This window comes from Rhizobium sp. BK491, assembly GCF_014194925.1.
In the GTDB taxonomy this organism is placed as follows: Bacteria; Pseudomonadota; Alphaproteobacteria; order Rhizobiales; family Rhizobiaceae; genus Rhizobium.
This window is the reverse complement of the sequence record NZ_JACIAR010000004.1, coordinates 676,226-700,556: the sequence shown is the minus strand read 5'-3', so window position 1 is coordinate 700,556 and position 24,331 is coordinate 676,226. Positions and strand designations below refer to the sequence as shown.

The following is a 24,331-nucleotide window of genomic DNA, read 5'->3' as shown; positions in this document are numbered from 1 at the left end:
ACACCCCTTTGCCATTTCACGTTTTACTACCGACTGAATCGCGCCGTACCGAATTTACGCCCCGTCGGACCCAATCTTCACCCGGCGGTTGGCTCCGCTTTCTGCGGCAGTTTGTCTTTTGCGGCGAAAGCAAAGACGTCGACGGGTTCGCCGAGACCTTTTAGAGGAAAGGAGCCAAGGCTTTCCATATCGCGTCGGCAACCAGCCATGTCGACAAAAGCCTTGGAAAGAAGCACAGGCCGCTTTACCTCTTTTGTTAGCGATTCAAGCCGTGAGGCGATATTGACAGCCGGGCCGATGACCGTGAAGTCAAGGCGCGTCCGCGAGCCAATGTTACCATACATCACGTCGCCGACATGCACCCCGACGCCATAGCGCAGCACTTCGCGTCCCTGCGCGCGGTTTTCCTCATTGAGCGTTGCAACGGCCGCCTGCGCCTCGGTGATGGCAACGAGAAGATTGTGGCAGGCATTCGGATCACTCAACGGGAAAATGGCCAACAGTCCGTCGCCCATGAATTTGAGGATCTCACCGCCGTGTTTTTCGATGGGTTCGACCATCGCGTCGAAATAACTGTTCAGCAATTCGATGACATCGTCGCGCGGCCACATGTCCGAGATGGTGGTGAAATCACGCAGGTCGCAGATGAGGATTGCGGCCCCGACGGTGGTGCCGCTGCCGCGCGTCGTGGCGCCGGCCAGGATCTTCTCGCTGGCATGCGGCCCGACATAGGTCCGCAGCAGCGTGCGGGCCATGATGTTCTTCAAACGGATTTCGGTCACCATCGTCAACGCGGGCAGCAGGTCTTTCAGGAAGGTGATATGCTCATCGGTGAAGCCGCCAGGCGCGTCCGAGGCAAAGGTCACGATGTGGCGCTTGCCGAGCGTGTGATAAATTGGCCAGGCGATATAGTCGGTCAGTCCTTCCGCATACATTTCCTTATAAAGCGGATAGTTCAGTTCCGCCTTCTCGCAGACCTCAAGATTTTTCCGGACTTCGGTCGCGCCGTTGAATATCTCATTGATGGGGCTTGCCAGAAATTGAGGCGTATTCTCGACCCCATAGCTGAAGGTCGCAATATCGGCCTCCTTCATGCCGGTGCGCCAAAGAATTCTCGCCCCTAGCCATTGCGGATGCAGCGTTCGGAAGTGCATCGTCGCTCTTGCGACCGGAACTCCGATTGCCTGCATTTTCTCACAAAGTTCCACGAGGATATTGTCGATGAACCGCTGGTCGCGGACATCATTCATAAGCCAATCGAGGATCTTGCTTTGTTTTGTCGGCCAGTTGCCCTGGTCGTCCTGGGTCGAGGCGGCAACGGCCTCAATGGAAGATTGCATTTTCTATACCCCACAGGTTCCGTCATCCGTCCTGGATCGTGAGCGCTATTCGATCCGAATAGAACTATACGCGTCTCGCCAGTGACCTGGAACGGCAATCACTTTTAATTCGCGACTTCGTAAATTATGTGCCGGGTATGGCAGAGGAGCCCTGAATCGGCCATAGGCTTCATATGGTTCCGCGACTCCCGCGTTGCAATATTCGGTCAAAGAGGCAAAGCATTGAGAGCATATCTGGCAGGGCCGGAAGTTTTCCTTCCGAACGCAAGGGAAATCCTCGATCGCAAGATCGCAATGGCACGCAGCTACGGCTTCACGCCCGTTTCACCGGGTGATTTGGTGGTACCGGAAACCGAGACACGTCGCCAGCGTGGCCTTGCCATCAGCGCCATCAATGAAAAGCTGATGACGAGCGCCGACCTCATCATCGCCAATCTCACGCCGTTTCGTGGCATAGCGGCCGATATCGGCACAGCCTTCGAACTAGGCTTCATGTGCGCCCGCGGCTGCCCGGCATTCGCTTTTTCCAACTGCCTCGATAATCACTTCGAGCGTGTGAGCAGGCTCTATGGCGGCGAGGTGCATCTCGGTGAAGACGGACGCCACCGTGGTCCCGACGGAATGGCGCTGGAAAACTTCGACATGGCCGACAACCTGATGCTCCACGGCGGCATTGCGGCACGCGGCGGTGTCATCGTCACGCGCCAGGTCGCGCGGGAGCAGCTCTTTCTCGATCTGACGGCCTTCGAAGAATGCCTGAGCTTCGCGGCGGAGCAGTTGTTGAAACAGGCCGCCAGCGCACAATAGGCTCGGCTAGTGCGCGCGTTCGAGCGTCACCACGCTCCGAGAGCCGCATCGATTGCCCGCGCTCGTATGGGAAGCTGGTCATAGGCGGCAACATCCGGTTTGGCAAAGGCGCTAAGGCCAAGCGATGCGAGGATATCGCTCCCCTCCGGATCCCGGTGCGCGCCGAGAAGAGCGGCGCGTAACGCATCGACGATATCCGCCGACTGCTGCCGCGCGGCCACCAGCAAAGGGAAGGGGGCCGGTTTTGTCGTAGCAACGATGCGCAGTGGCGCGATCATGTCCGGCTCGTGCATTGCCATCAGCTGAAACGCGTAGGCGTCGATGGCGCCGACATCTATGGTGTCTGAACGAATGGCGTCGACTACGCCACGCGGATTGAGGAGCGAGCCGACGGTTTGAGCTGGTGAAGGCCTATTCGCAAGCATGGCAAAGAATTCACGCGGGGCATTATAGCCGGACTGCGAGTCCCGCACTGTCCAGCCCCAGCGCGCGCCTGCAAGATCAGCTTCCGTAAGCTGTTTATCGCGCGCGGCGACGATGTGGCTCGCATAGACTGGCTGCCCGTTTGCCCAGTCGGCCAGCGAAACAGGCGCTGCCAGCGGCTGCGGGCGCTCCGCCGGCGATAGCTGGGAGAAGGGAAAGCCGCACATGAAAACGGCGCCCATGTCAGGACGTGCCCAAAGCTCGGACAAAGGTGCCGGAGCGGCATGGGCAATGCCTTCGAGTTCGACGCCCGATCGGTCGGCAAGCCAATGAAAAAGTCGATCCCAGAGAGCAGATATTCTGGGGCTGAGATTATACATTCGCGAGCAGGCGATAGCACTCGAAGTCGTCATGGCGCGTCACGCAAACCGAAGTCGTTGGCCGATATTCATGCGCTTTGCCTTTTCGACCATTGCTGCGCCGAGCGCGACGTCGGTGGTGCTCAAGCCGCGATGCCAGAAGAGGATGGTCTCGTCATCGCTTTCGCGGCCCGGCTTGGCGCCGCAGACGATCTGGCCGATTTCGGCATGCAGCGTCTCGGCCGTCACCTTGCCCTCATCGACATGACGGCGAAGGGCACCGAAGGGGCGGCCGGGGCCGCATTGCCCCCAGTCATCGACGACGACCTTGTCCATGATGTCGGTCAGGTCGAATTCGAGCGCGCTCATGGTGCCGTAAGGCACGACAAAAGCGCCCTTCTTGACCCAGGCGGTCTTGAAGAGTGGCGTCGGCTCCGGCAGCCGGCTTGCCTCGATCATGATATCGGCGCCCTTCAGGCAATCCTCCCAATTGTCCGTTACGATGATCTTCTTGCCCAAATCCCTTTCCAGCCGCGCGGCGAAGGCGTCGCGGCTTTCGGGGCGGCGCGAATGCACGCGGATTTCGTCGAAATCGAAGATGTGGTCGAGCAATCGCACGTTCCAGTAGGAAGTGCCCCGTGCGCCGATATGGCCGAGGATCTTGCTGTCCTTGCGGGCGAGATGGCGCGCGCCGATAGCGGTGACGGCACCGGTGCGCATGTCGGTGATGGCAGTCGCATCGATGATCGCCTTCGGTACACCGGTGCGCGGATCGAAGAGATTGAGAACCGCCAGTTCCGAGGGCAAGCCCTGCTTGTAGTTGTCGACGAAATCGCCGACGACCTTGACGCCGGCATAGTCGAGAGGCTTCACATAACCGCGCAGCACGTTGAAATGACCCTTGTCGGAACTCTCGGGGACGAGATGAACGCGAGGCTCGATGACGGTTTCGCCGCGCCCCTGTGCATCGAGCGCCTTGGTGACGGCGTCGAGGATTTCGTCGTTGGAAAGCGCCAGCGCCTTGGCGTCGATGGCATTGAGATAGTCGATCCAGATTTCCTGCATTACCGTTCTCCAGGCATGTCACCGGCTTTCGCCGCGGTCTCTGCGATAAATTCCGACACTCTTTGAAAATCAGGGCCTTGCGCACGGTCTTCCTCGAGCGGTGCCACCAGCTGGCGCACCTGTCGATAGGCGCCCAGCGTCCCGCTGCCGAGCTCGCCCGCCACACCGCGCAGCTCAACGGCTTGGGCGGACGCGACAAGCTCGATCGCCACGAGATAACGCATTCGCTCGATTATCGCTTCGATCTTGCTCAGGACGCTCGGCGCCATCGACGCCTGATCTTCGACACCATCCGCGACCGGGATCGGCGTGAGCGACACGGGATTGGCCAGATGGCGTATCGCGGCTTCAAGCGCCGAAACCGTTTTCTGCACGGTGGCAAAACCCGTTCTGCTCTGCCCGAGCGGAGTTAGGAAGCGTGGTAGCTCCGACATGCCCGGAGACATGATTTTCATCGTTCTATAGGCGGTCGCCGCCGCACAATGGGCGATTGCCTGGCCGAGCCGTTCCCATGCGAGAACGAAGGCCGTCATGTCGAAATTGCCGTGCGACAAAATAAGCCCTTCGTCGGCCAGTACGACGGGATTGTCGCCGGAACTCGCAAGTTCGATCTCGGTTACTGCGCGGACTTCGCCGATCGCGTGGAGCAGGGCACCCCAGACCTGCGGGGCACAGCGATAGCTCAAAGGATCTTGCAAGCGCCGGGCGGCACCATCAATAAAAAGAGAACTTCCGGAAAGCAGCTCGCGAAGCCTTGCCGCCGTTTCACGCTGGCCGAAGGCCGGTCTTGCCGTTAGTGCCCGGTCATCGAAAGCCGAGACGTTGGCCCGGAATGCCTCGAAGTTCAGCGCGACGGCCGCAAGCGACCAATCGAACAGCCGTTCGATATCCTCGATGCAGAGGCAGGCCTTGCCAACCGACAGGCTATTGGCGACCACGAGCACATGCCCATCCTTCGGCGCAATCGGTAAAGCTCTCAGACCGGCTTTCGAGAGCGCATCAAGCGCCGGCATGACCTTGCCATCGAGTTCCGCCTCACCGTCTCCCAGCAAGGCCCGTCCCATGTGCGCCAAAGGCGCGAGATCGGCAGCGCCGATCGAACCGAGCGATGGCACGATCGGATGAAAGCCCGCATTAAGCGCCTCAACGAGGCCGACGAAAACCGGTAGCGACACGCCGGAGCCGCCGGCCGCCATGCCGGCGATGCGAGCCGCCATCATCGCCCTGACGGCTTCGCGGGGAAGGGCAGGCCCAACTCCGACTGCGCGGGCTTGTGGTACACGTAACTGAAAGGCGATAAGGTCGTCCGTGGCAAGGCGAGTATCGACGCCCGCGCCTAACGCCGTCGTCAAACCATAAACTGGCTGGTCGGCCGCCAGGTAGCGTTCAACCACGGCGCGCGCAGCGTTGATTCTGTCTTTGACGTCTGGCGAAATCACTATTGTGGCGTTGCGCCGCGCGATTGCGGCGATATCGCTCACTGTCGGAGGCGCATCGGTAAAGGACACAATATTGTCCGTCTTGCTCATTCCTGCTTGCCTCAAAGACGTGCGCTCGGCTTTCCGCGATCTCCGGATAAATGCTCTTCCAGGCGACACTGGAGTCGCTGGAATAGATCGATGTCACCCATAGCACGGCACGTGGCCAGCCACGGTCATATCGATTGAAGAACACCGCTATCCCATTGTGCGGCAATAAGCGATGCTGAGGAAAGCTCAATCAGCACCAGATGGTCATCCGAGATCTTGAAGCAAACAAAGAATGCGATCGCGATGACACCTATCGCGATAGCCCTTGTTAAAAAGTTGTAGCGGGGTGAGGGATCAGCCGCCGATCATGAGCCTGACGACTTCCTCGTGATTGGTGTCGGCGATGTTGCGCTCGCCTGCCACAATCCCGCGCCGCAGGACGACGATGCGGTCGGAGACCGCGAAGATGTCCTGCAGATTGTGCGAAATGAAGATAACACCGCGTCCCTGCGCCTTCAGCGATTTGATGAGGGCCACGACCTTGCGCTGTTCGGGCACGCCGAGCGCAGCGGTCGGCTCGTCCATGACCAGAATGCGGGCATTCCAGTAAACCGCACGCCCGATCGCGACCGCCTGACGCTGGCCGCCGGAGAAGTTGCTGACCGGCGCATCGAGCCGCTTCACATGGAAATCCAGCTCCGCCATCGTCTTGCGCGCTGCTTCGGCCATTGCCTTCCGGTCGAGCACCGGCAGGAAGCCGAAAAGCTTCTTCATCGGTTCGCGCCCGAGGAAGATGTTGGAGCCGATCGTCAGATTGTCGGCAAGCGCCAGATCCTGGTAAATCGTCTCGATGCCTTTCTCCCGCGCATCCTGCGGCGAGGAGAAGGTGACAGGCTTGCCTTCGATCAGGATTTCGCCCGCAGTCGGTGGATAGACGCCGGAGATCGCCTTGATCATCGTCGTCTTGCCCGCACCGTTATCGCCCGCAAGTGCTACGACTTCACCGGGCCGGACGACCATGGAGCAATTGTCGAGGGCACGCACCGCGCCGAAATAACGCGAGAGATTGCGGACCTCGAGGAGGGGAGTTGCACTATTCATCCTGTTTTGCTCCGCTGAACCGGCGCTGCGCCTGGTCGATGAGCACCGAAATGATGATGACGATGCCGACCGCGATGAACTGCCAGAACGGTTCCACGTTCATGAAAACGAGACCGTATTGGATGACGGCGATAACGAGAGCGCCGGCAACGGTGCCGATGATCGTGCCGGAGCCGCCAAACAGGCTCGCACCGCCGATGACGACGGCAGCCACGCTATCAAGCAACAGCGGCTCGCCGGCTTGGGCCGCGCCTGCGGTAAAACGGGCTGCATAGAGCGCGCCGCCCAAGCCTGCGCAGACGGCCGATAGAATATAGAGCCGCAAGAGATGGGACTTGATGTCGATGCCGGCGCGGCGGGCGGCCTGGGCATTGGCGCCTATGGCGTAGTTGTGTTGGCCGAAGCGTGTCTGGCTCAAGAGGTAATGCATGATAATCACGAAGACGAGCGTGACGATGACCAGATAGGGGATACCGTAGAACCGGCCGTTGCCGAGCTCGGCGAAATAGGAATTCTTGACCGGCACGGTGGTGCCGCCGGCAATCAGGAAGGCCGTGCCGCGGGCGACGCCGAACATGCCAAGCGTGCCGATGAATGGCGGAACCTTGAGACGGGAGATCAGGAGACCGTTGATGAAGCCAGGCACCGCGGCAGCCAGCATGGCAACGAGAATGCCGAATACCATCGCGACCGGCAGCGGCATGTAGAGCCCGGCAATATTGGCAATATGTGCGGCGACGACGGCCGCAAGGCCCATGATGAAGCCGGTCGACAGATCGATGCCGCCGGAAATGATCACGAAGGTCTGCCCGATCGCCAGCAGCAGCGGCGCCACCGCGAAGATCGCGACGGACTGCCAGTTGAAGCTTGAGCCGACGAACGTGCCACCGAAATCGATCCGCGCCCAGATCTCGAAACTCACGATAAGTGCGGCAAGAAAGAGCCATGCACGCAATTGCGCGATGCGGTTTAGGATGGTTTTTGCTTGGTCGCCATGGTCCGCCTGCGGCGCCACGTGCTGATCCGCCTTGCGGACCTCTGCATTATCGATTGTCATGGACTGGTCCAAACTGAAGCGTTGAAGGCGCGAAGATCACGGCGCCGTTCGCTCTATCGTCGTTGGATGATGTGCCTCGCCGATCGGCGAGGCACACACTATCTCCGCATCAATCGGAGTAGATGAACTTCGCGACGTTCTTGTCCGTCACGTTCGATTTATCGATGACCGTGAAGCCGGTGCCGATCGCCGTCGGGATCGAATTGCCGGTCAGATGCGCATAGGCTGCCATCACGCCGAAATAGCCGATTTCCGCCGGGTGCTGTGCGATCGCCAGATCGACGAGGCCGGAGTTGATATTGTCGACGATCGATGTCGGCGCATCGAAGGCAACCACGCGGATCTTCCCCGTCTGGCCGGCCTGCTGCACGCCGTTGGCGGCACCGAGAGCGGAGAACAGATTGGCTCCGAAAACGCCGTCAAGATCGGAGTTGCGGGCAAAAACCGCCTGCAGCTGCGATGCCGCCTTGTTGGCGTCGTCGTCGTTATATTGCGTCTCCAGAACAGTGATGTTCGGATACTTCTTCATCTCCTCCTTGAAGCCCTGCTCGCGCTGATCGGTGGTCGAGATGCCGGGCTTGACGTTGGAAACGTAAACCTTGCCCTTTTCTCCGACAGCCTTTGCCAGTGCGCGCGCGGCAATCGCACCGCCGAGCAGGTTGTCGGAAGCGATGTAAGCCAGCGGAAAATCGGCATCGCCCTTGCCGGTCTGGTAGACACCGGTGCCGATGAATGTATCGACAGTGATGATCGGGATGCCGGCATCATTTGCCTTTTTCAGCGGCTGGATCAGCTGATCCTTGTCGGTCGGCGCGATGAGGATCGCATCGGGCTTCTTGGCGATCACCGCATCAAGAACCGGAACTTGCGTTACCGGGTTGAAATCGGGGCCGCCCTGGAACACCAGCGTCGCACCGACGGCCTTGGCCGCTGCCTCGGCGCCTTTGCGCATGGTGATGTAAAAGGCATCGGTCGTCAGCCCCGGAATAAGGGCAATCGTAAATTTCTTATCTGCAGCCTGTGTGGTGCCGGCAATAGCGGCAACACCGGTCGCGAGCGATGCCACGGCCGAAGCCTTCAGAAATGAGCGGCGCTCCATGATTTTCCTCCTCTTGAAACCGAACCTCCCCTGTCCGGCAACGCGATAATCAGTGGGTTACTGCGGCACGTCAAGTAATTTTTTTCCGCAAAGAATTTCTTATATCCAATTGATATAATTGAGCAATTCGACTACAATCGCAATATCGCAATCTGCCGAAGACATAGCGTCGCACGGCGTTCGGCACTATTGCGAATTTGTTCCGACCATTCAGACGGCGACCGATATTATTGGCGGTCGAATACCTGCCAAACCCAAGCGAGAATTACCTCCATGTCCGGTTCTTTGGTCTGGTCGACGGTCATGACTGCACCGCAGCCCATAGGCTCGGCCCGATCCGCCAGCGTTATCAATTCCGGCACATATTCGGCGCCCGGATGCCCAGGCAACCGCTCCGTCAGTCGGCTGGCATAACGCTCGCCCGCGACCGCTCCAGGCACCTTGCACCACAGCTCCGCGACATCCCCGACTTTCGCAGCCTCGATATAGTTTTCGAGCTGCGCTTTCGGCTGGAAGCCGAACCAGGCGTCGATGATGAAGGTCGAGCCGGCCGGAGCATCCGCGATAATGGACCAGATCGCCTGGTAGCTCGCCTTTCCCAAAGTCCGGTTGAAGTCGCGATCGACTGGTCCGATATGCTGCAGGAACGGATTCTTGATGCCATCGAGGGACAGGACCGGCCAACCGGTCCGCAGCGACAAAGCCTTGGCCAGCCTGCTTTTGCCGGAAGCCGACACGCCGTTGACCATGACAACTCGCTTTCCCTGTGCCCGCTTTTCCTGTGACGGCGCATCGGCAGTGAAAATCGACAGGCCCGCGCCGATGACGCCGGCGTCATCGGCGAGTTTGGCCGGCAATATTGCGGGGCAGAACCAAGGCGCTGCCGCCGGCAGATCTGCAAGCGCACGCGCCGCGTCGCAGCCTAGCCCGCCGCCAAGCAGGATGACTTCGGGATCCATCGTCGCCGCGATATTATCGAGTGCCGCTCGTAAAGGGACTGCCCATTGGCGCAAGACGCGCACGGCCGCATCTTCTCCGTCGGCAGCCATGTCGAACACCTCCTTGATTGTTACGACCGACAATCCCGCTTCAGCGATGTGTCGGCGCAAAGCGGTTCCAGAACTGAAGGTTTCGACACAGCCGCGCCTGCCGCAGGGGCAGGGCGGGCCATCCTGCGATACACAAATATGGCCGAGTTGTCCGGCCGCCCTGTGTCCGTGATAGATGCGCCCGGCATGGGCGACCGCGCCGCCAATGCCCGTTCCGATCGTCAGCATCGCAACATTTTGATAGCCCTTGGCGCCGCCAATCCGCATTTCGGCGATGAGTGCCATGCTGCAATCATTCTCGATGGCGACAGGCTTTCCAAGTGCCGCCTCAATCCGCCGCGCGAAATCGAGGCCAGAGAGATTAAGAATGCCGCCAGACAGGATTTCGCGACTGTCGACATCGACACGCCCAGGTATGCCGACACCGATCCCCAGAACTTCAGGAGTGTCGAGCGCGCGCGCCATCGCGATGACGCGCTCCAATGCCAACAGCGGATCGGTCGGGGTTCTTTCCGACAGCTTGGCAAGGATCTCGCCCTGAACGGAGACGAGGGCGGCACGAATATTCGTGCCGCCAATATCGACGCCGATGGCGATGTCAGCCATGGGCGCGCTGCCTTTGATCAGCGCCGTGCGAGCCAGTGCCCTTGAAGTGCGTCGCGATGACGGCCTGGATTTCGCGAAGCCTCGGCACTGCGACCGTCTCCAGCCGATCCTTCGTTACCGAACGATCGAGCGAGATGCAGTCCTTCCAGAGCGAGCGGCCGGCGATGACACCCGAAGCGCCGTTGCGCATGGCATCCTCAACCTGGGTAAGGAAGGTCGCATGGTCGACACCGGCCGACAGCACCGCCCACGGCACGTCGCCCGAAAGACGCGTGACTTCGGCGCAGGCTTCCGACGAGCCCGGATAGGGGATCTTCAAAACCTTCGCGCCGAGATCGAGGCAGATCCTGCTGCCGCCGACGATCAGAGACGGCAGCTTCGCCTTGTAGTCGGCCTCATCCTCGTCTTCGAACTTGTAAGTCAGGAATTCAACGACCAGCAGAAGATCCTCATGCGCGAAATCTTCGATGCACTGCTGCAGGATCTGGATGTTGTGCACATTCGCCGCATCCCGATCCGAGCGCAGATAGACCATGATCTTGCCGCCCGTTGCCCCCAACTGACGCACGCGGCGCGCGGAAATGCCGGGAACCAGCTTCGACAGACGATAGCCTTCCGCCGATGTATCCCAGCCGGAAGCATCGAGGCCGATCAGCAGTGCGGTATCGCGCTGAAGAACCCGATCATCCACCAGCGCCGGCACGGCGCAGATGGGATCGACGAGAACACAGGACGCCTTGCTCGCGAGGAAGCGGGCGATATCGGCCTTTGTATCCCCCAGCACCTTGTCGGAGATCGCAGCCTGCTCGGCCGGGTCCTTGGCCAGAAGGCTGCGCATGCCGCCGCGCTGGTCGCAGGCAATCACCATCATGGCACCGTTGCTGCCGCAAATCTGCTGGTAGCCGCGCATCTCCGCTGTCGTCAATTTCGTCATGTGATCCTTCCCCCAACCGTTGCGAAACGGCACCCATACGAGCACGCCTTCCCCACTCCTCGAAGAGGGCAATGCTCCTGAAATTGAGGACTCTCATGCGCGGTATAAACGTTGCGAAACCGGGCTTTTTAAGCGATAACTCCTCAAGTACCATACGTGTAACACATTGCAGAAAGGAATTTCAACCTGAATTCGTCTCAATCGCAGGAGGCTGCGGCAAATCGCGCGTTGCTGCACACGGTCGCCAAATTGCACTACCAATCCGATATGGCGCAGGTGGATATTGCCAGGAAGCTTGGCCTGTCGACGGCGACTGTTTCACGGTTGCTGCAGCGAGCCCGGGCAGTCGGGATCGTCCGGATCGAAGTCATCGATCTCTCACCTGCCGAGGATCTGAGTGCTGCACTGATCGACGGCCTGAAGCTGCGCACCGCTGCAGTGATCGATACGCCGTCATCAAACGTGCTGAGCGCGCTTGCCGCGCCTGTCGGCTCGCTTCTGCAGCAGGCGGGCCTGCGTTCGGGTTCGACGCTCGGCATCGGCTGGGGGCGGGCGGTGCGCGAGGTGACATTGGCTGGTCTGCCGCAGTTGCCCGGTATCGTCACGGTCGCGCTGAACGGCGGCATGCAGCATGCAGCGCCTCACTTCCAGATCAATGAATTCGTGCGCCAGGCGGCAGTCCAGATGGGCGGCGTGCCGCATTTCCTGCATGCGCCTTATATTTCTTCGACCGAACTCCGGGATGCATTTCTCGGAGATCCTACGGTCCAGCAGGTGACGTCTCTCTGGGACAGGCTGGACGCGGCAATCGTCGGTGTCGGACTGACACATGCGGCAAACCCCTCGGAAACGGCGTTACCCGGCGAAAAGGCGCTGAGCCACGCGGCCGGCGATGTGCTGCGCCACTACGTCACCGAGGAGGGCGAAATCCTGCACTGGGATGGAGAGGAAGGGATGATTGCAGCCTCTCCCCAACAGTTGCGCAAGGTGCCGCTCTGCATCGCCGTTGCCGCTACTCCCGGCAAGGCGAGCGGCATTATCGGCGCGGCACGATCGGGAATGATCAATGCGCTGGTCACGGACGCCAATACCGCGCAGGCCATTCTCGATCGCCTGTCGTCCCATCAGAAAGCCGAGGATCGATCCTGATACCCTTTGTCTGCGCGATTAGCGCTTAGAAACGGCAAGCACTTGTGTGTCTGCTCATGAGTTTACCAGGCAGCAATCTCTTACGCTGCCTTTGGCAAGAGCGATTTTAGGTTCACGCCATCCGTCAAAGCTTCGATCGGCGGCATGATGCGCTTGGCAATCAGCATCTCGCTCAGTTTGATATCCTTGGCGATCTTGTTGCCGGGCCCCACACCGCTCGCAGCGACCAGCCTTTGTTCTGCGTCGAGATGGAACAGGATGACGGCGCCGTCATCCAGATCGCGTCTGATGACCGTCCGCCCCTCGTCGACGAGGCCGGCGATTTGCAGCGTATGATCAAACTGGTCGGACCAGAAATAGGGGACGGCCTGATAGCAGCGAGCCGCACCCATCAAATTGGCCGCCGCGAGAATGCCCTGATCCTGCGCATTGCGCCAGGCTTCAAGACGCAGCCGACGTCCGCCGTAGAGCGGATGCGGAAACGAACAGCAGTCGCCGGCGGCAAAGATGTCGGCGATCGAGGTTTCCAGGTGCTCGTTGACTGCAACGCCATTATCGATCGCAATGCCTGCTTTTGCAGCAAGTTCGGTGCGTGGCTGCGCGCCGATCCCGACAACAAGCACATCGGCAGCGATCACCTTTCCGTCGGAAAGGGAAATGCCGACATGTTGTTCATCCGCTTCGATACCGAGAACCGCCATGCCGCATTTTACGGTGACGCCGTTGCGCTGGTGCAGGGCTGTGATCGTTTCCGCGATCAGCTCGGGTACCCCGCGTTTGAGAATACGTTCCTGAGACTCGATGACAGTTACTTTCGCGCCGCGGCTATGCGCCGATGCGGCAACCTCCAGCCCGATAAAGCCGCCGCCAAGCACGGCTACATGCATATTTGCCCGGATATGGGAACGAAGCGCAATCGCATCGTCCATTGTCCGCAGATAGAGGATCCGGGAACTGGCGGGCGTGTTCGCCAGTCGCCGGGGTGCAGCCCCCGTCGTCAGCAGTAACTTGTCGTAAGACAAGGCCCGATCATCCGAGAGAATGAGCCGTTTTCCAGCTGCGTCGATGGCGTCAGCCGATACGCCGCCGATATGCCGGATAGCCTTTTCAGCCAGTGCGACATCATTGAGAACGGCGGGCAGCCGAGGCTCTGCGTGATCGAGCAGGACCTGCTTGGAAAGAGGCGGTCGCTCGTAGGGAAGATGAACCTCATCGCCGATAAGGGTGATCTCCCGCCGATAGCCGTTCTCCCGCAGGCTCAATGCGGCGCGTGCGCCACATTCGCCGGCACCGACGATGATGATGCCCGCATCGCCGCTCATGCGCCGATCCCGATCATGACGCGATCGCCTTCCACTTTGACCGGATAGGTCTTCAGATTGATGCAGACGGGCGCGCCCCGTGCTTCTCCGGTCTTGTAACTGAAGCGGCCATTGTGCTTCGGACACTCGATTGTGTCGTCCATCACGAGCCCGTCGGCCAGATGGATTTTCTCATGGGTGCAAAGCCCATCTGTAGCAAAATACTCGTCGTCGGGGCTGCGGTAGATCGCGAAGGTTCGCCCGGCGTGATCGAAACGAACAACATCTTCCTGATCGATTTCGTCGGCAGCGCAGGCATCAACCCAGTTCGTCATTTCTTCCTCCTCATTGCAATCGCCAAGGCGTGAAAGGCGTTATCGAGTCTTGGGAGCAGGTCGACATTACGCTTTGAGCGCGCATCGTTTTTCCTCCCGAGTGGTTCCCAGCATGCGCGAAACCACCCCTCGCATTCCACGTCGATTGTGATCATTTTTCATCATGGAAGAGCTGCATGGAGAAGACACGTCGCTGGGCGGCTAGGCTATAGGGCCGAAAACGTCGGCTTCACATCCACATATCGATAGACAATAAAGCCGGAGCCTGCGGAAGGAGGCCGCAGGCTCCGGCATTTGCCGTCATCGCCGGTCGTGAGATGACGGTCCCGGCAGCCCAGCCGGGCCTTCGACCCGCTTTAGCTCGGTGTGCCGGAGCGGCGCGCCTGCTTTTCGGTATATTTCTTGGCGCGCTCCATAAAGCGCTTGTTCATGCGGTCCTCGGCCTCCTTCGAGCCGTCATGGAAAGTGCCGAACCACTGGTCGAGCGGGATGACGCCATCGGCATAATTGCATTCGAAGAACTTGTGGTGGAGATAATGGTCATAGGCGTGGGTATCGATCCCGGCTTCCTCGCCGATCACGATCTTGTCGAAGCCGGCATGGCCTGGCGCCGGCGCAAGAGCGGCGTGCGTCAGATGGAACAGGGCGTGGATGGGATTGGAGGGCAAGATCCAATGGATGAGAACGCCCGAGAAATACAAAAGATGTTCGACCGGATGCATGGCGAGGCCTGACCAGGGGCCGGGATTGACGTTGTTGTGATGCAGCTTGTGGACCGCATGATAGAGCGGCGGCCAGTGGATCAGACGATGCACCAGATAGAAGTGCAGATCACGGAATGCCGGGATCAACAGCATGATGATGATGCAATAGATGGGGTGCTCGGCAAAGTCGACATAGGGAATGATGCCGTTCGCAAAGGCCCATAGCGTCAGAACTTCGAATGCCGTCCAGAGCGGTACGGCGCTCGCAAAGGTCCAGATCACGTTGTCGACGGTCTGGTTTTTGAAAAGGAAGGCCGAGTTATCCTTCGACGGCCACTTGCTATTATATTTGAAGCGCGTGCCCTGCTTCTTCTGCATGTAGAGGCGGAGATGAAAGGCGCCGAAGAACAGGAAAACCAGCGCGGCATTGCGCAGGAGGAGATAGGCAATCCAGCCCGGCGCCAGTGTCTTCATCGTTTCCGTGGAAGGTGTCGCGTAGAGCCACAGCAACGTTGCAACGGCGGCATAGACGGCATTCCAGGGCATCAGATAGCCGGGATATCCAAAGAACCATTTCAGGAAAGCGATCGGTTTGGCCGGCCAGATGAAGACGGGCGGATAGTGCAGAAGCTTGTTGGGTTTCCAGTCGCCGCGTTTGTCGCGGGTGCCATAGAGCGTGTCGTCCATAATGTGCCTCCCGGTGGATGAACTATGCGGTCAGTGTCAGCGACGTCGGCTGGAAACGACAGCATTGATTTGATGAAATTTGCTCACGGAGGCGGGAACTTTTCTGAGTCGCAATCGGGGAGGGAAAGGTGGCGATTTGGCATCCAGAGCGTCTTGATGAAAAACCCTCACGACACCGGCGCCCGGCTCGCGAATACATCCGCTTTGCAATGAAACGCCGCGATGATCAAAAGCCATCATCGCGCCGGCTGGCGAAGATCTCGGATTCATGATCTGAGCTGCGCACTGGCAGGGGAGGAACCATGCAGAACTTGCTCATATTCCAGTCGCTGTGGTCCATGGAGCGGCGCAGCGCGCAATATCCGGAGCTTTCTCTGGAAGAAAACATCGACAAGATCGCGTCTGCGGGCTTCGATGGCATCAGTACCCACTGGTACGACCGCAAGATCGTTTCCCGCGTCGCAGCGCTGCTCAAGCAGCATGGCTTGCAGGCGGAAGGTCAGTGCTTTCCCAAGACTGTCGACGATCTGAAGCCGGTGCTGGAAACCGCGGCCGAATACAATGTTCATCATATCTGTCTGCAGCCGGACGTGCGGCTACGTCGGCTGGAGGACTGTATTCCATTGCTGGAGGGTTGGCAGCGGCTGGCGGAAGAAGCCGGCATCGACGTCTGGATCGAGACGCATCGCGACCGTATGACGACGGATCTATTCTTCACGCTCGATCTCCTCGATCGGCTGCCGGATCTGCGGCTGTTGGGGGATGTCTCCCATTTCCTCGTCGGGCGCGAATTTGCCTGGCCGGTATCCGACGAAAACCATGCGCTTATTCATCGGATACTGGATAGCTCCTGGGCTTTCCATGGCCGCGTTGCCTCGCGCGAACAGGTCCAAATCGAGATTTCCTTCCCACATCACAGGCCCTGGGTCGACCTTTTCCTCGGCTGGTGGGAATATGGCTTCAAAAGCTGGAAGAAGCGCGCCAACGAGGACGCAACGCTCGCCTTCACCTGCGAGCTCGGACCCAAGCCTTATGCGATCACCGGCAGGGACGGTGAAGATACCACCGACCGCTGGGAAGAATCGCTGCTTATGCGGCAGGAAATACTCGATTTATGGGCAAAGGTAGCCGGCTGATAAGTCGAATTAGATATCGATCATAGACTATTGATTTTGGAGGATTTTCGATGGACGTAAGAGCAGCGGTCGCGGTCGCGGCTGGCAAGCCGCTTGAGGTGATGACGGTTCAGCTTGAGGGGCCGAAGGCCGGCGAAGTGCTGATCGAGGTCAAGGCAACCGGCATCTGCCACACCGATGATTTCACCCTGTCGGGTGCCGATCCGGAAGGCCTGTTTCCGGCGATCCTCGGCCATGAGGGTGCCGGCATCGTCGTCGATGTCGGACCGGGAGTGACCTCGGTGAAGAAGGGCGATCACGTCATTCCGCTCTACACCCCCGAATGCCGCGAATGCCCCTCCTGCCTTTCCCGCAAGACCAATCTGTGCACGGCGATCCGCTCCACCCAGGGCCAGGGTCTGATGCCGGACGGCACCTCGCGCTTCTCGATCGGCAAGGACAAGATCCATCACTATATGGGCTGCTCGACCTTCGCCAATTATACCGTGCTGCCGGAGATTGCCGTCGCCAAGGTCAATCCGGACGCCCCCTTCGACAAGATCTGCTATATCGGCTGCGGCGTGACCACAGGCATCGGTGCGGTCATCAACACTGCCAAGGTGGAGATGGGCGCAACGGCCATCGTCTTCGGTCTTGGCGGCATCGGCCTCAATGTTATCCAGGGCCTGAGGCTTGCCGGTGCCGACATGATCATCGGTGTCGATCTCAACAATGACAAGAAGGAATGGGGCGAGCGCTTCGGCATGACGCATTTCGTCAATCCGAAGGAAGTCGGCGACGACATCGTGCCCTATCTCGTCAACATGACGAAGCGCGGGGCCGACCAGATCGGCGGTGCCGACTATACCTTCGACTGCACCGGCAACACCAAGGTGATGCGCCAGGCGCTGGAAGCCAGCCATCGCGGCTGGGGCAAGTCGGTGGTCATCGGCGTTGCCGGCGCCGGCCAGGAGATCTCGACGCGTCCGTTCCAGCTGGTGACGGGCCGCTCGTGGATGGGCACGGCCTTCGGCGGCGCGCGTGGCCGCACCGATGTCCCGAAGATCGTCGACTGGTACATGGAGGGCAAGATCGAGATCGATCCGATGATCACCCACACCATGCCCCTCGAAGACATCAACAAGGGTTTTGAACTCATGCATTCGGGAAAGAGTGTTCGCGGCGTCGTCATCTACTGACGGCACAGGCGTCCTCGCCGGAAGTTTCTGGCGATCCAAGCGACGGATAAGCCGATCGCCATCGTTCAAGAAGAACGCCGGCCTCGTGATGGGGTCGGCGGTTTGAACATGAATGACCTTCAGGCAAAAGGATATGCCCATGACCAGCAAGTTGCTAGGTGCGACCGCCGCCGCTCTCTTCGCTCTATCTTCCGCAACCGTCGTCTTCGCCCAAACGACGGCACCTGCGACGCCAGCTCCCGCCACGACGTCTTCCACATCGGCGCCATCGTCCACCATGCCCTCGAAGGATGAGATCAAGACGGCGCGGCAAGCCTGCCGGCAGGATGCGACAGGGCAGGGCCTCAAGGGTCAGGCACGCAAGGACGCAGTCAAAAGCTGCCTGCAGCAAAAGTATCCAGTCCTGGCAAAACGCAAGACCTGCCATGACGAAGGTACAGGTAAAGGTTTGCAGAGGAAGGCGCTGCACGATTACGTCAAGCAGTGCATTACCGCGAGCTGAACAGCGACCTGCAATCGCGGCCTCTCGCCGGAGCTGCTCATCGTAACAGTCCGCTTCACGGGGCGGACCGCTACCTCGCACAATCACCGCGCACGTCACGTCGGCCCTTTTTCCCGCAGGCAAGTCGCCTTATCTCCTTAAGCAAGGACATAAACTTCAGGGCGTGGCGTGCTTTTCCATCCAGACCGACTTTCATTCGGCATAGTACTGCCGGCGCAGCCGCGAACTGCGGCCGACATTCAGTTCGATACTCAGCTCGGCATTGCAACCCATGCCGACAAATTGGGTTTCGATGCGCTGTGGGTGAGGGATGTTCCCCTCAATAGCGAAAGCTACCCCGACCCGATCGGACATGCCGATCCCTGGGTTTTCCTGGGAGCTTTGGCGGCTGTCACCTCCAATATCCATGTGGCGACCGGTGCAATCGTCCTGCCTTTGCGGCATCCGCTCCATATCGCCAAGGCCGCGCTGTCCGTCGCCTCCCTTTCGAAAGGCCGGCTCGTCCTCGGTCTCGGTTCGGGAGACCGACCGAGCGAATATGATGTTTTCGGAGAGGATATCGAGAACCGTAAAGTGCTCTTTCAATCGCATTGGGACCGGCTCGCCGTTGCACTTAGCCCGGATCAGAAGGTCGTCGATGAAGGCGGTCGCGTGCGAAACGAGTTCGCCATCAGGCCCGCGCTGCAACAACCCTCCATTCCCCTGGTGGCGGTCGGTTCATCGTCGCAATCGCTCGAATGGATTGCCCGCCACGCAACAGCCTGGATGACTTATTACCGGCCGCTACCCGTTCAGAAAGACCGGTTGGCGCTTTGGCATAATGCCCAAGCCAAGGTAACCACGGATTTTCGCGGCTTCGGCCAGTCCATGGTGCTGGAACTGCTCGACAACCCGCAGGCCTCCTATGAGGAGATCAATCTTGGCGGCAGAACCGGTAGGCGAGGGCTTATCGACGCCTTGTCGGCAATGCGTGAAGCCGGCATTCATCACGTCGCCTTCAATCTCGTTGTCCAAGGCAGACCGGTCGGCGACGTCTTGGAAGAGATCGCAGCGGATATTTTGCCGGCTTTGCAGTAGCTTCGCCAATTGCCCTCGATGGTAGCGTCGTGGAAATCCTATCCCTGTGACCCTGGCTTTTGCAGCCCTTGCCACCTATCTTTCCGCTGCAACCAAAAAGGGCCGATTTTGCTTCTCGAAATTTCTATCGTCATCGTCCTCACCCTCCTGAACGGCGTGCTTGCCATGTCGGAATTGGCGATCGTCTCATCCCGCCCTGCCCGTCTGAAAGTGTTATCGGATCAAGGCAGCAGAGGCGCGACCATGGCGATAAGGTTGGCCGAGGAGCCGGGCCGCTTCCTCTCAACGGTACAGATCGGCATCACGCTCGTCGGCGTCCTGTCCGGCGCCTTCTCGGGCGCCACACTTGGCGCTCGACTGTCGGGTTGGCTTGCCGCGCAAGGTCTTTCGGTCGCAGCCGCCGATGCCATCGGCGTTGGTTCCGTTGTAATGGCCATCACCTATCTATCGTTGATTATCGGCGAACTCGTACCGAAGCAGGTTGCTCTCCGGGCGCCGGAATTGGTCGCCAGCAAAGTCGCGCCGGCCATGGTGTTCCTTTCCCGAGCTGCAGCCCCGCTCGTCTGGTTGCTCGACCTCTCGGGACGGCTGGTTCTGAGGGCGCTTGGTCAATCCGGCAAGGTTGCCGATGGCGTTAGCGACGAGGAAATCAAGACGGTTCTGGCGGAGGCACAGAGCGCCGGCATCATCGCAACGGAAGAGCAGGCGATGATCTCGGGCGTCATGCGATTGGCCGACCGAACCGCAAGGGCATTGATGACGCCGCGTCGCGACGTGGAGGTTATCGATATCGAAGATAGCTTCGGCAAGGTTCGCGAGCAGATTCGCCGCACCGAAAAAGCGCGGCTGCCGTTACGCAAGGACAGCTCCGACGAGATCGTTGGGGTGCTGACAACAAGGGATTTCTTCGACGCACTGGCTTCCGGCGGTCAGCCTGACATTCTGAAGCTCGGCAAGCAGGTGCCGATCGTTTCGGATCTTTCAAGCGCCCTTGACGTCGTCAAGGCTCTGCGTCGCTCCTCTTCGCACATGGTGCTCGTCTATGACGAATACGGGCATTTCGAAGGCGTCATCACGTCGGGTGACATCCTGGAAGCCATTTTGGGAGCCGTTCAGGAAGAAGAAGACGCCGGCGGCGAACAGGCAATCGTCCGTCGCCACGACGGCAGCTATCTCGTGTCCGGCTGGATGCCTATCGACGAGTTCGCCGATTTCATGAACCTCCAGATCGAAGACGATCGCGACTACCAGACGGTTGCAGGCTTCGTGCTGCAGGAGCTGCGCCATCTTCCGGATGTGGGCGAAAGCTTCACGAAAAACGGCTGGCGCTTCGAGGTCGTGGATCTCGACGGCCGCAGGATCGACAAGCTGCTGGTGAGCTCGGAAAACGGCGGCAGCGATAGTAGCCTTTGACAGCTGGATTGAGATGCATGACACGCCCATGATCATCTAAGCACGTCTCTTTACAAAACGAACTAGTTCGTACATTATTTCCTCAGAGGAGGAGTACCTGCTGCCCGAAGCAGCACGGTGACTGCCAAGATCGGCTTGAATGCCATGCGAAGGGGGCGCGGAAGGTAGATTCGGCGTTGCCGCTCGCTGCATTTCCTTGAAATTGGAATTGTCTGGGGAGGAACAACGATGACGATATCAACTGATCATAAGACGCCTAGGCGCGCCGCTTTTGCCAGCTGGCTGGGAAGTGCCGTCGAATATTACGATTTCTTTGTCTATGGGACGGCCGCGGCGCTGATCTTTCCGAAAATATTCTTTTCAGCGGAAGATCCGCAGACAGCGGCAATCGCTTCTTTTGCGACCTTCGGCGTGGCCTACATCATGCGGCCATTGGGTGCGGTGATCCTGGGTCACATCGGCGACAAGTTCGGTCGCAAAAAAGTGCTGACCTTCACGCTGCTTCTCATGGGATTCTCGACCTTTATTATCGGTTGCCTGCCGACCTATGGCCAGGCTGGCATCCTGGCTCCGATCCTCCTGGTTTTCGCGCGATTGCTGCAGGGTATTTCGGCTGCGGGAGAGCAGGCCGGAGCAAGCTCGATGACCCTCGAGCATGCTCCCGAGAACCGCCGGGCCTTCTTTACAAGCTTTACGCTGAGCGGGACACAAGCGGGCCTGATCCTTGCGACCCTCGTCTTCATTCCGTTGGGAACGCTGGACGAAGCCGCTTTGCTCTCATGGGGCTGGCGCATCCCATTTTTCCTGAGTTTCGCTGTCGTTATCGTCGGCTTCTGGGTTCGTCGAACGCTCGCGGAAACGCCCGCTTTCCTTGAAGAGACGAAGAAAGGCGATGTGGTCAGGCTGCCGCTGGTCTCGCTGTTTGCCAACTATTGGGCCGATGTGCTGCGTATCATCTTTGCCGCCTTGATTTCCGTGGTCAGCACGATTTTCAGCGTCTTCACGCTCTCCTATGCTGTCAACACCATGCATATCGATCGCTCGACGATGCTGACCGTTCTGGTGCTCGCCAACATCGTGGCGCTTGGCGCCATTCCGGCTTGGGCCATTCTGGCGGACCGAATCGGCCGCAAACCGGTCTTCATTTTCGGCGCCATCGGCTGCGCGCTTCTGATATGGCCCTATATCTGGGCAATCAGCCAGAATAACCTCACGCTCGTCTTCATCCTCGGCATTCTGCTCTCAGGTGTTGTTTACAGCGCATCCAACGGCATCTGGCCGGCGCTCTATGCGGAAATGTTCGACACCCGCGTGCGTCTGTCCGGCATGGCCGTCGGCACCCAGATCGGTTTTGCGCTTGGCGGCTTTGCTCCGACGATCAGCGCCGCCCTTATGGGCAGCGGTCCCATGGGATGGGTGCCGGTTGCCTTGTTTACCTCGATCACAGCCTTGATTGCCGCCATTTCCGCCGCAACCGCGACGGAGACTTATAAAACGCCGATCGATCAACTCGGCAAGGATGCGCGGCGCTTCGCAGGCTCGATGAACCACGCCGATCGGACGGTCTAGACGTCAGAAGCCGATCTGGACGATGACGTGTCGCGATCGCGGACAAGCTTGTTGAAAACCACCACGTGAATGGGATGAAACAATGAAAACCTCGATTGCGACCGTTTCGATCAGCGGTGACTTGAAGGAAAAGCTTCACGCCATCGCCAAGGCTGGTTTCGATGGTGTCGAGATCTTCGAGAACGATTTCCTCGCTTTCGATGAATCGCCACGCCAGGTCGGTCAAATGGTCCGCGACCATGGGCTGGAGATCACGCTCTTTCAGCCCTTCAGAGATTTTGAAGGCATGCCGGAGCCCTTGCGCAGCCGGACCTTCGACCGCGCCGAACGCAAGTTCGACCTGATGCAGGAGATGGGCACGGATCTCGTGCTTGTCTGCTCGAATGTTTCATCGGTCGCGATGGGGGGCATCGATCGCGCAGCGGCTGACTTCTACGAACTCGGGGAGAGGGCGGCCAAGCGCGGCTTGCGCGTTGGCTATGAAGCACTTGCCTGGGGCCGGCACATTCACGACCATCGCGACGCCTGGGAAATCGTCCGTCGGGCCGATCATCCGAATATCGGCCTCATTCTCGACAGCTTCCATACGCTCTCGCGCAAGATCGATGTCAATTCGATCCGGTCAATACCGAAAGAGAAGATCTTCATCATCCAGCTTGCCGATGCGCCGTTGATCGACATGGATCTCCTCTATTGGAGCCGTCATTTCCGCAACATGCCGGGCGAGGGCGACCTTCCCGTGCTTGACTTCATGAAAGCCGTCGCGGCGACAGGCTATGACGGCTATCTCTCTCTCGAAATTTTCAACGACCAGTTTCGTGGCGGCTCGCCGACCGCCATTGCCGTCGATGGCCGGCGTTCGCTCATTTATCTCGGCGACCAAGTGCGCCGCGCGGAAAGCAGCGGCCTTACCCTGCCGCCGATGCCGGCGCGCACCGAGGTGGAGGGCGTTGCCTTTATCGAATTTACCGTCGATGAAGCGGAGACATCCGTCCTCTCGGGTCGGTTGCGTGCCCTGGGCTTTCGCCATGTCGGGCACCACAAGAGCAAGCGCGTCGACGTCTTCCGGCAAGGCAATATCAATCTCGTCGTCAATACCGATCCGCATGGGTTTGCCGGCGTGTCCTATGCCCTGCATGGGCAGTCGGCCTATGCGATGGGATTGTGGGTGGATGATGCTGAGGCTGCGGTCGCACGGGCTGTCGCCCTCGGCGCCGAACGCTTTGAGCAGCCCCTGAAGCCTGGTGAAATAAAAATGCCGGCCATAAGAGGCGTCGGCGGCGGCATCCTTTATTTCCTGGATCGGGGGAGCGCGCTCGCTCGCATATGGGAGACCGAATTCGATCCGATCGACGACGATGCTGATCTCCGACCGGTCGGACTGACGGGAATAGATCATGTTGCGCAAACCATGAAATATGAGGAGTTGCTGACCTGGCTACTCTTTTACACCGCGATCTTGAAGGCGCATAAGACACCGATGGTCGACATTATCGATCCCGCCGGTGTCGTCCGCAGCCAGGTGGTCGAAAACGAGCCGGGAACTTTGCGTATTACTTTGAACGGTGCGGAAAATCGCAATACCTTGGCGGGACATTTCATTGCCGAGACTTTCGGCTCCGGGATTCAACACCTGGCCTTTTCGACCGACGATATTTTCGCGACAGCGGTAGCTTTGTCGAAAAATGGTTTTGCGACGTTGATGATCTCGCCCAATTATTACGACGATCTCGAGGCGAGATTCGGCCTGGAGCCGACCTTCACCGATCGTCTGAAGGCACATAATATTCTCTACGATCGAGACGATTATGGCGAATATTTCCAGCTCTATAGCCCGACCTATGGCGAAGGTTTCTTCTTCGAAATCGTTCAGCGCAGCGGCTATCGCGGCTATGGTGCGGCAAACGCCATTTTTCGCATTGCGGCGCTCCGGCGGCATCTGCGGCCAATTGGTGTACCGAAACTTTAGGC

The 24,331-nt window shown here is 59.3% G+C and carries 21 protein-coding genes; 9 read left to right on the top strand and 12 right to left on the bottom strand.

Annotated elements, in window-relative coordinates:
- Positions 1 to 77: 77 nt before the first annotated feature.
- Complete coding sequence (locus tag FHX05_RS21545; RefSeq protein ID WP_112339286.1) at positions 78 to 1,340, bottom strand: adenylate/guanylate cyclase domain-containing protein; 1,263 nt, start codon at positions 1,338 to 1,340, stop codon at positions 78 to 80.
- Positions 1,341 to 1,562: 222 nt separating this feature from the next.
- On the opposite strand from FHX05_RS21545, the gene FHX05_RS21540 reads away from it, so the two are divergent.
- Complete coding sequence (locus FHX05_RS21540) at positions 1,563 to 2,147, top strand: nucleoside 2-deoxyribosyltransferase (protein WP_183874377.1); 585 nt, start codon at positions 1,563 to 1,565, stop codon at positions 2,145 to 2,147.
- 26 nt (positions 2,148 to 2,173) lie between these two features.
- Here FHX05_RS21540 and FHX05_RS21535 read toward each other — a convergent pair whose 3' ends face one another.
- The 8 genes from FHX05_RS21535 to FHX05_RS21500 form a co-directional block, all read right to left on the bottom strand.
- Positions 2,174 to 2,950 carry a PhnD/SsuA/transferrin family substrate-binding protein gene (locus FHX05_RS21535; protein WP_183874498.1) on the bottom strand — a complete coding sequence of 259 codons (777 nt, stop codon included), beginning with the start codon at positions 2,948 to 2,950 and terminating at the stop codon, positions 2,174 to 2,176.
- 39 nt (positions 2,951 to 2,989) lie between these two features.
- On the bottom strand, positions 2,990 to 3,994 hold the full coding sequence (locus FHX05_RS21530) for an ornithine cyclodeaminase family protein (RefSeq protein ID WP_112603570.1): 1,005 nt from the start codon (positions 3,992 to 3,994) through the stop codon (positions 2,990 to 2,992).
- The gene (gene hutH, locus FHX05_RS21525; protein ID WP_183874375.1) at positions 3,994 to 5,523 is read right to left on the bottom strand and encodes a histidine ammonia-lyase; all 1,530 of its coding nucleotides are present in this window, start codon (positions 5,521 to 5,523) and stop codon (positions 3,994 to 3,996) included. Before hutH ends, FHX05_RS21530 begins: the two co-directional genes overlap by 1 nt.
- A gap of 294 nt (positions 5,524 to 5,817) precedes the next feature.
- The gene (locus FHX05_RS21520; protein ID WP_015343065.1) at positions 5,818 to 6,564 is read right to left on the bottom strand and encodes an ATP-binding cassette domain-containing protein; all 747 of its coding nucleotides are present in this window, start codon (positions 6,562 to 6,564) and stop codon (positions 5,818 to 5,820) included.
- Positions 6,557 to 7,621 (bottom strand): ribose ABC transporter, encoded by a 1,065-nt coding sequence (locus FHX05_RS21515; protein WP_112339292.1) that lies wholly within the window; start codon positions 7,619 to 7,621, stop codon positions 6,557 to 6,559. The genes FHX05_RS21520 and FHX05_RS21515 overlap by 8 nt, the downstream gene beginning before the upstream one ends.
- A gap of 109 nt (positions 7,622 to 7,730) precedes the next feature.
- On the bottom strand, positions 7,731 to 8,720 hold the full coding sequence (locus FHX05_RS21510; protein ID WP_112414954.1) for a substrate-binding domain-containing protein: 990 nt from the start codon (positions 8,718 to 8,720) through the stop codon (positions 7,731 to 7,733).
- 227 nt (positions 8,721 to 8,947) lie between these two features.
- Positions 8,948 to 10,375, bottom strand: a complete 1,428-nt coding sequence (locus tag FHX05_RS21505) for an ROK family protein (RefSeq protein ID WP_183874373.1) — start codon at positions 10,373 to 10,375, stop codon at positions 8,948 to 8,950.
- The gene (locus tag FHX05_RS21500) at positions 10,368 to 11,309 is read right to left on the bottom strand and encodes a tagatose-bisphosphate aldolase (RefSeq protein WP_183874371.1); all 942 of its coding nucleotides are present in this window, start codon (positions 11,307 to 11,309) and stop codon (positions 10,368 to 10,370) included. Before FHX05_RS21500 ends, FHX05_RS21505 begins: the two co-directional genes overlap by 8 nt.
- Positions 11,310 to 11,537: 228 nt before the next feature.
- Between FHX05_RS21500 and FHX05_RS21495 the strand changes: the two genes are divergently transcribed.
- Positions 11,538 to 12,458 carry a sugar-binding domain-containing protein gene (locus FHX05_RS21495; protein WP_183874369.1) on the top strand — a complete coding sequence of 307 codons (921 nt, stop codon included), beginning with the start codon at positions 11,538 to 11,540 and terminating at the stop codon, positions 12,456 to 12,458.
- An 80-nt stretch (positions 12,459 to 12,538) separates the two neighbouring features.
- Here the strand turns inward: FHX05_RS21495 and FHX05_RS21490 are convergent, their stop codons facing one another.
- From FHX05_RS21490 to FHX05_RS21480, 3 genes are all read right to left on the bottom strand, one after another.
- Positions 12,539 to 13,780 (bottom strand): FAD-dependent oxidoreductase, encoded by a 1,242-nt coding sequence (locus FHX05_RS21490; RefSeq protein WP_183874367.1) that lies wholly within the window; start codon positions 13,778 to 13,780, stop codon positions 12,539 to 12,541.
- Positions 13,777 to 14,094, bottom strand: coding sequence for a MocE family 2Fe-2S type ferredoxin (locus FHX05_RS21485; RefSeq protein ID WP_112339297.1), 318 nt, complete (start codon positions 14,092 to 14,094; stop codon positions 13,777 to 13,779). The genes FHX05_RS21490 and FHX05_RS21485 overlap by 4 nt, the downstream gene beginning before the upstream one ends.
- A gap of 356 nt (positions 14,095 to 14,450) precedes the next feature.
- Entirely contained in the window at positions 14,451 to 15,485 is a 1,035-nt protein-coding gene (locus tag FHX05_RS21480; protein ID WP_183874365.1) for a sterol desaturase family protein, read from the bottom strand.
- A 302-nt stretch (positions 15,486 to 15,787) separates the two neighbouring features.
- On the opposite strand from FHX05_RS21480, the gene FHX05_RS21475 reads away from it, so the two are divergent.
- The 7 genes from FHX05_RS21475 to FHX05_RS21445 all read left to right on the top strand — a co-directional run bounded on the left by FHX05_RS21475 (position 15,788) and on the right by FHX05_RS21445 (position 24,329).
- Entirely contained in the window at positions 15,788 to 16,621 is an 834-nt protein-coding gene (locus FHX05_RS21475; protein WP_183874363.1) for a TIM barrel protein, read from the top strand.
- 50 nt (positions 16,622 to 16,671) lie between these two features.
- Positions 16,672 to 17,799: an S-(hydroxymethyl)glutathione dehydrogenase/class III alcohol dehydrogenase gene (locus FHX05_RS21470; protein WP_183874361.1), complete on the top strand. Its 1,128-nt coding sequence runs from the start codon at positions 16,672 to 16,674 to the stop codon at positions 17,797 to 17,799.
- Positions 17,800 to 17,938: 139 nt separating this feature from the next.
- Positions 17,939 to 18,301 (top strand): PsiF family protein, encoded by a 363-nt coding sequence (locus tag FHX05_RS21465; protein WP_183874359.1) that lies wholly within the window; start codon positions 17,939 to 17,941, stop codon positions 18,299 to 18,301.
- A 168-nt stretch (positions 18,302 to 18,469) separates the two neighbouring features.
- Positions 18,470 to 19,378 (top strand): TIGR03571 family LLM class oxidoreductase, encoded by a 909-nt coding sequence (locus FHX05_RS21460; RefSeq protein ID WP_183874357.1) that lies wholly within the window; start codon positions 18,470 to 18,472, stop codon positions 19,376 to 19,378.
- Positions 19,379 to 19,486: 108 nt separating this feature from the next.
- On the top strand, positions 19,487 to 20,791 hold the full coding sequence (locus tag FHX05_RS21455) for a hemolysin family protein (protein ID WP_183874355.1): 1,305 nt from the start codon (positions 19,487 to 19,489) through the stop codon (positions 20,789 to 20,791).
- Positions 20,792 to 21,019: 228 nt separating this feature from the next.
- The gene (locus FHX05_RS21450; protein ID WP_183874353.1) at positions 21,020 to 22,360 is read left to right on the top strand and encodes an MFS transporter; all 1,341 of its coding nucleotides are present in this window, start codon (positions 21,020 to 21,022) and stop codon (positions 22,358 to 22,360) included.
- An 82-nt stretch (positions 22,361 to 22,442) separates the two neighbouring features.
- Positions 22,443 to 24,329, top strand: a complete 1,887-nt coding sequence (locus tag FHX05_RS21445; protein WP_183874351.1) for a sugar phosphate isomerase/epimerase and 4-hydroxyphenylpyruvate domain-containing protein — start codon at positions 22,443 to 22,445, stop codon at positions 24,327 to 24,329.
- Positions 24,330 to 24,331 lie beyond the last annotated feature (2 nt).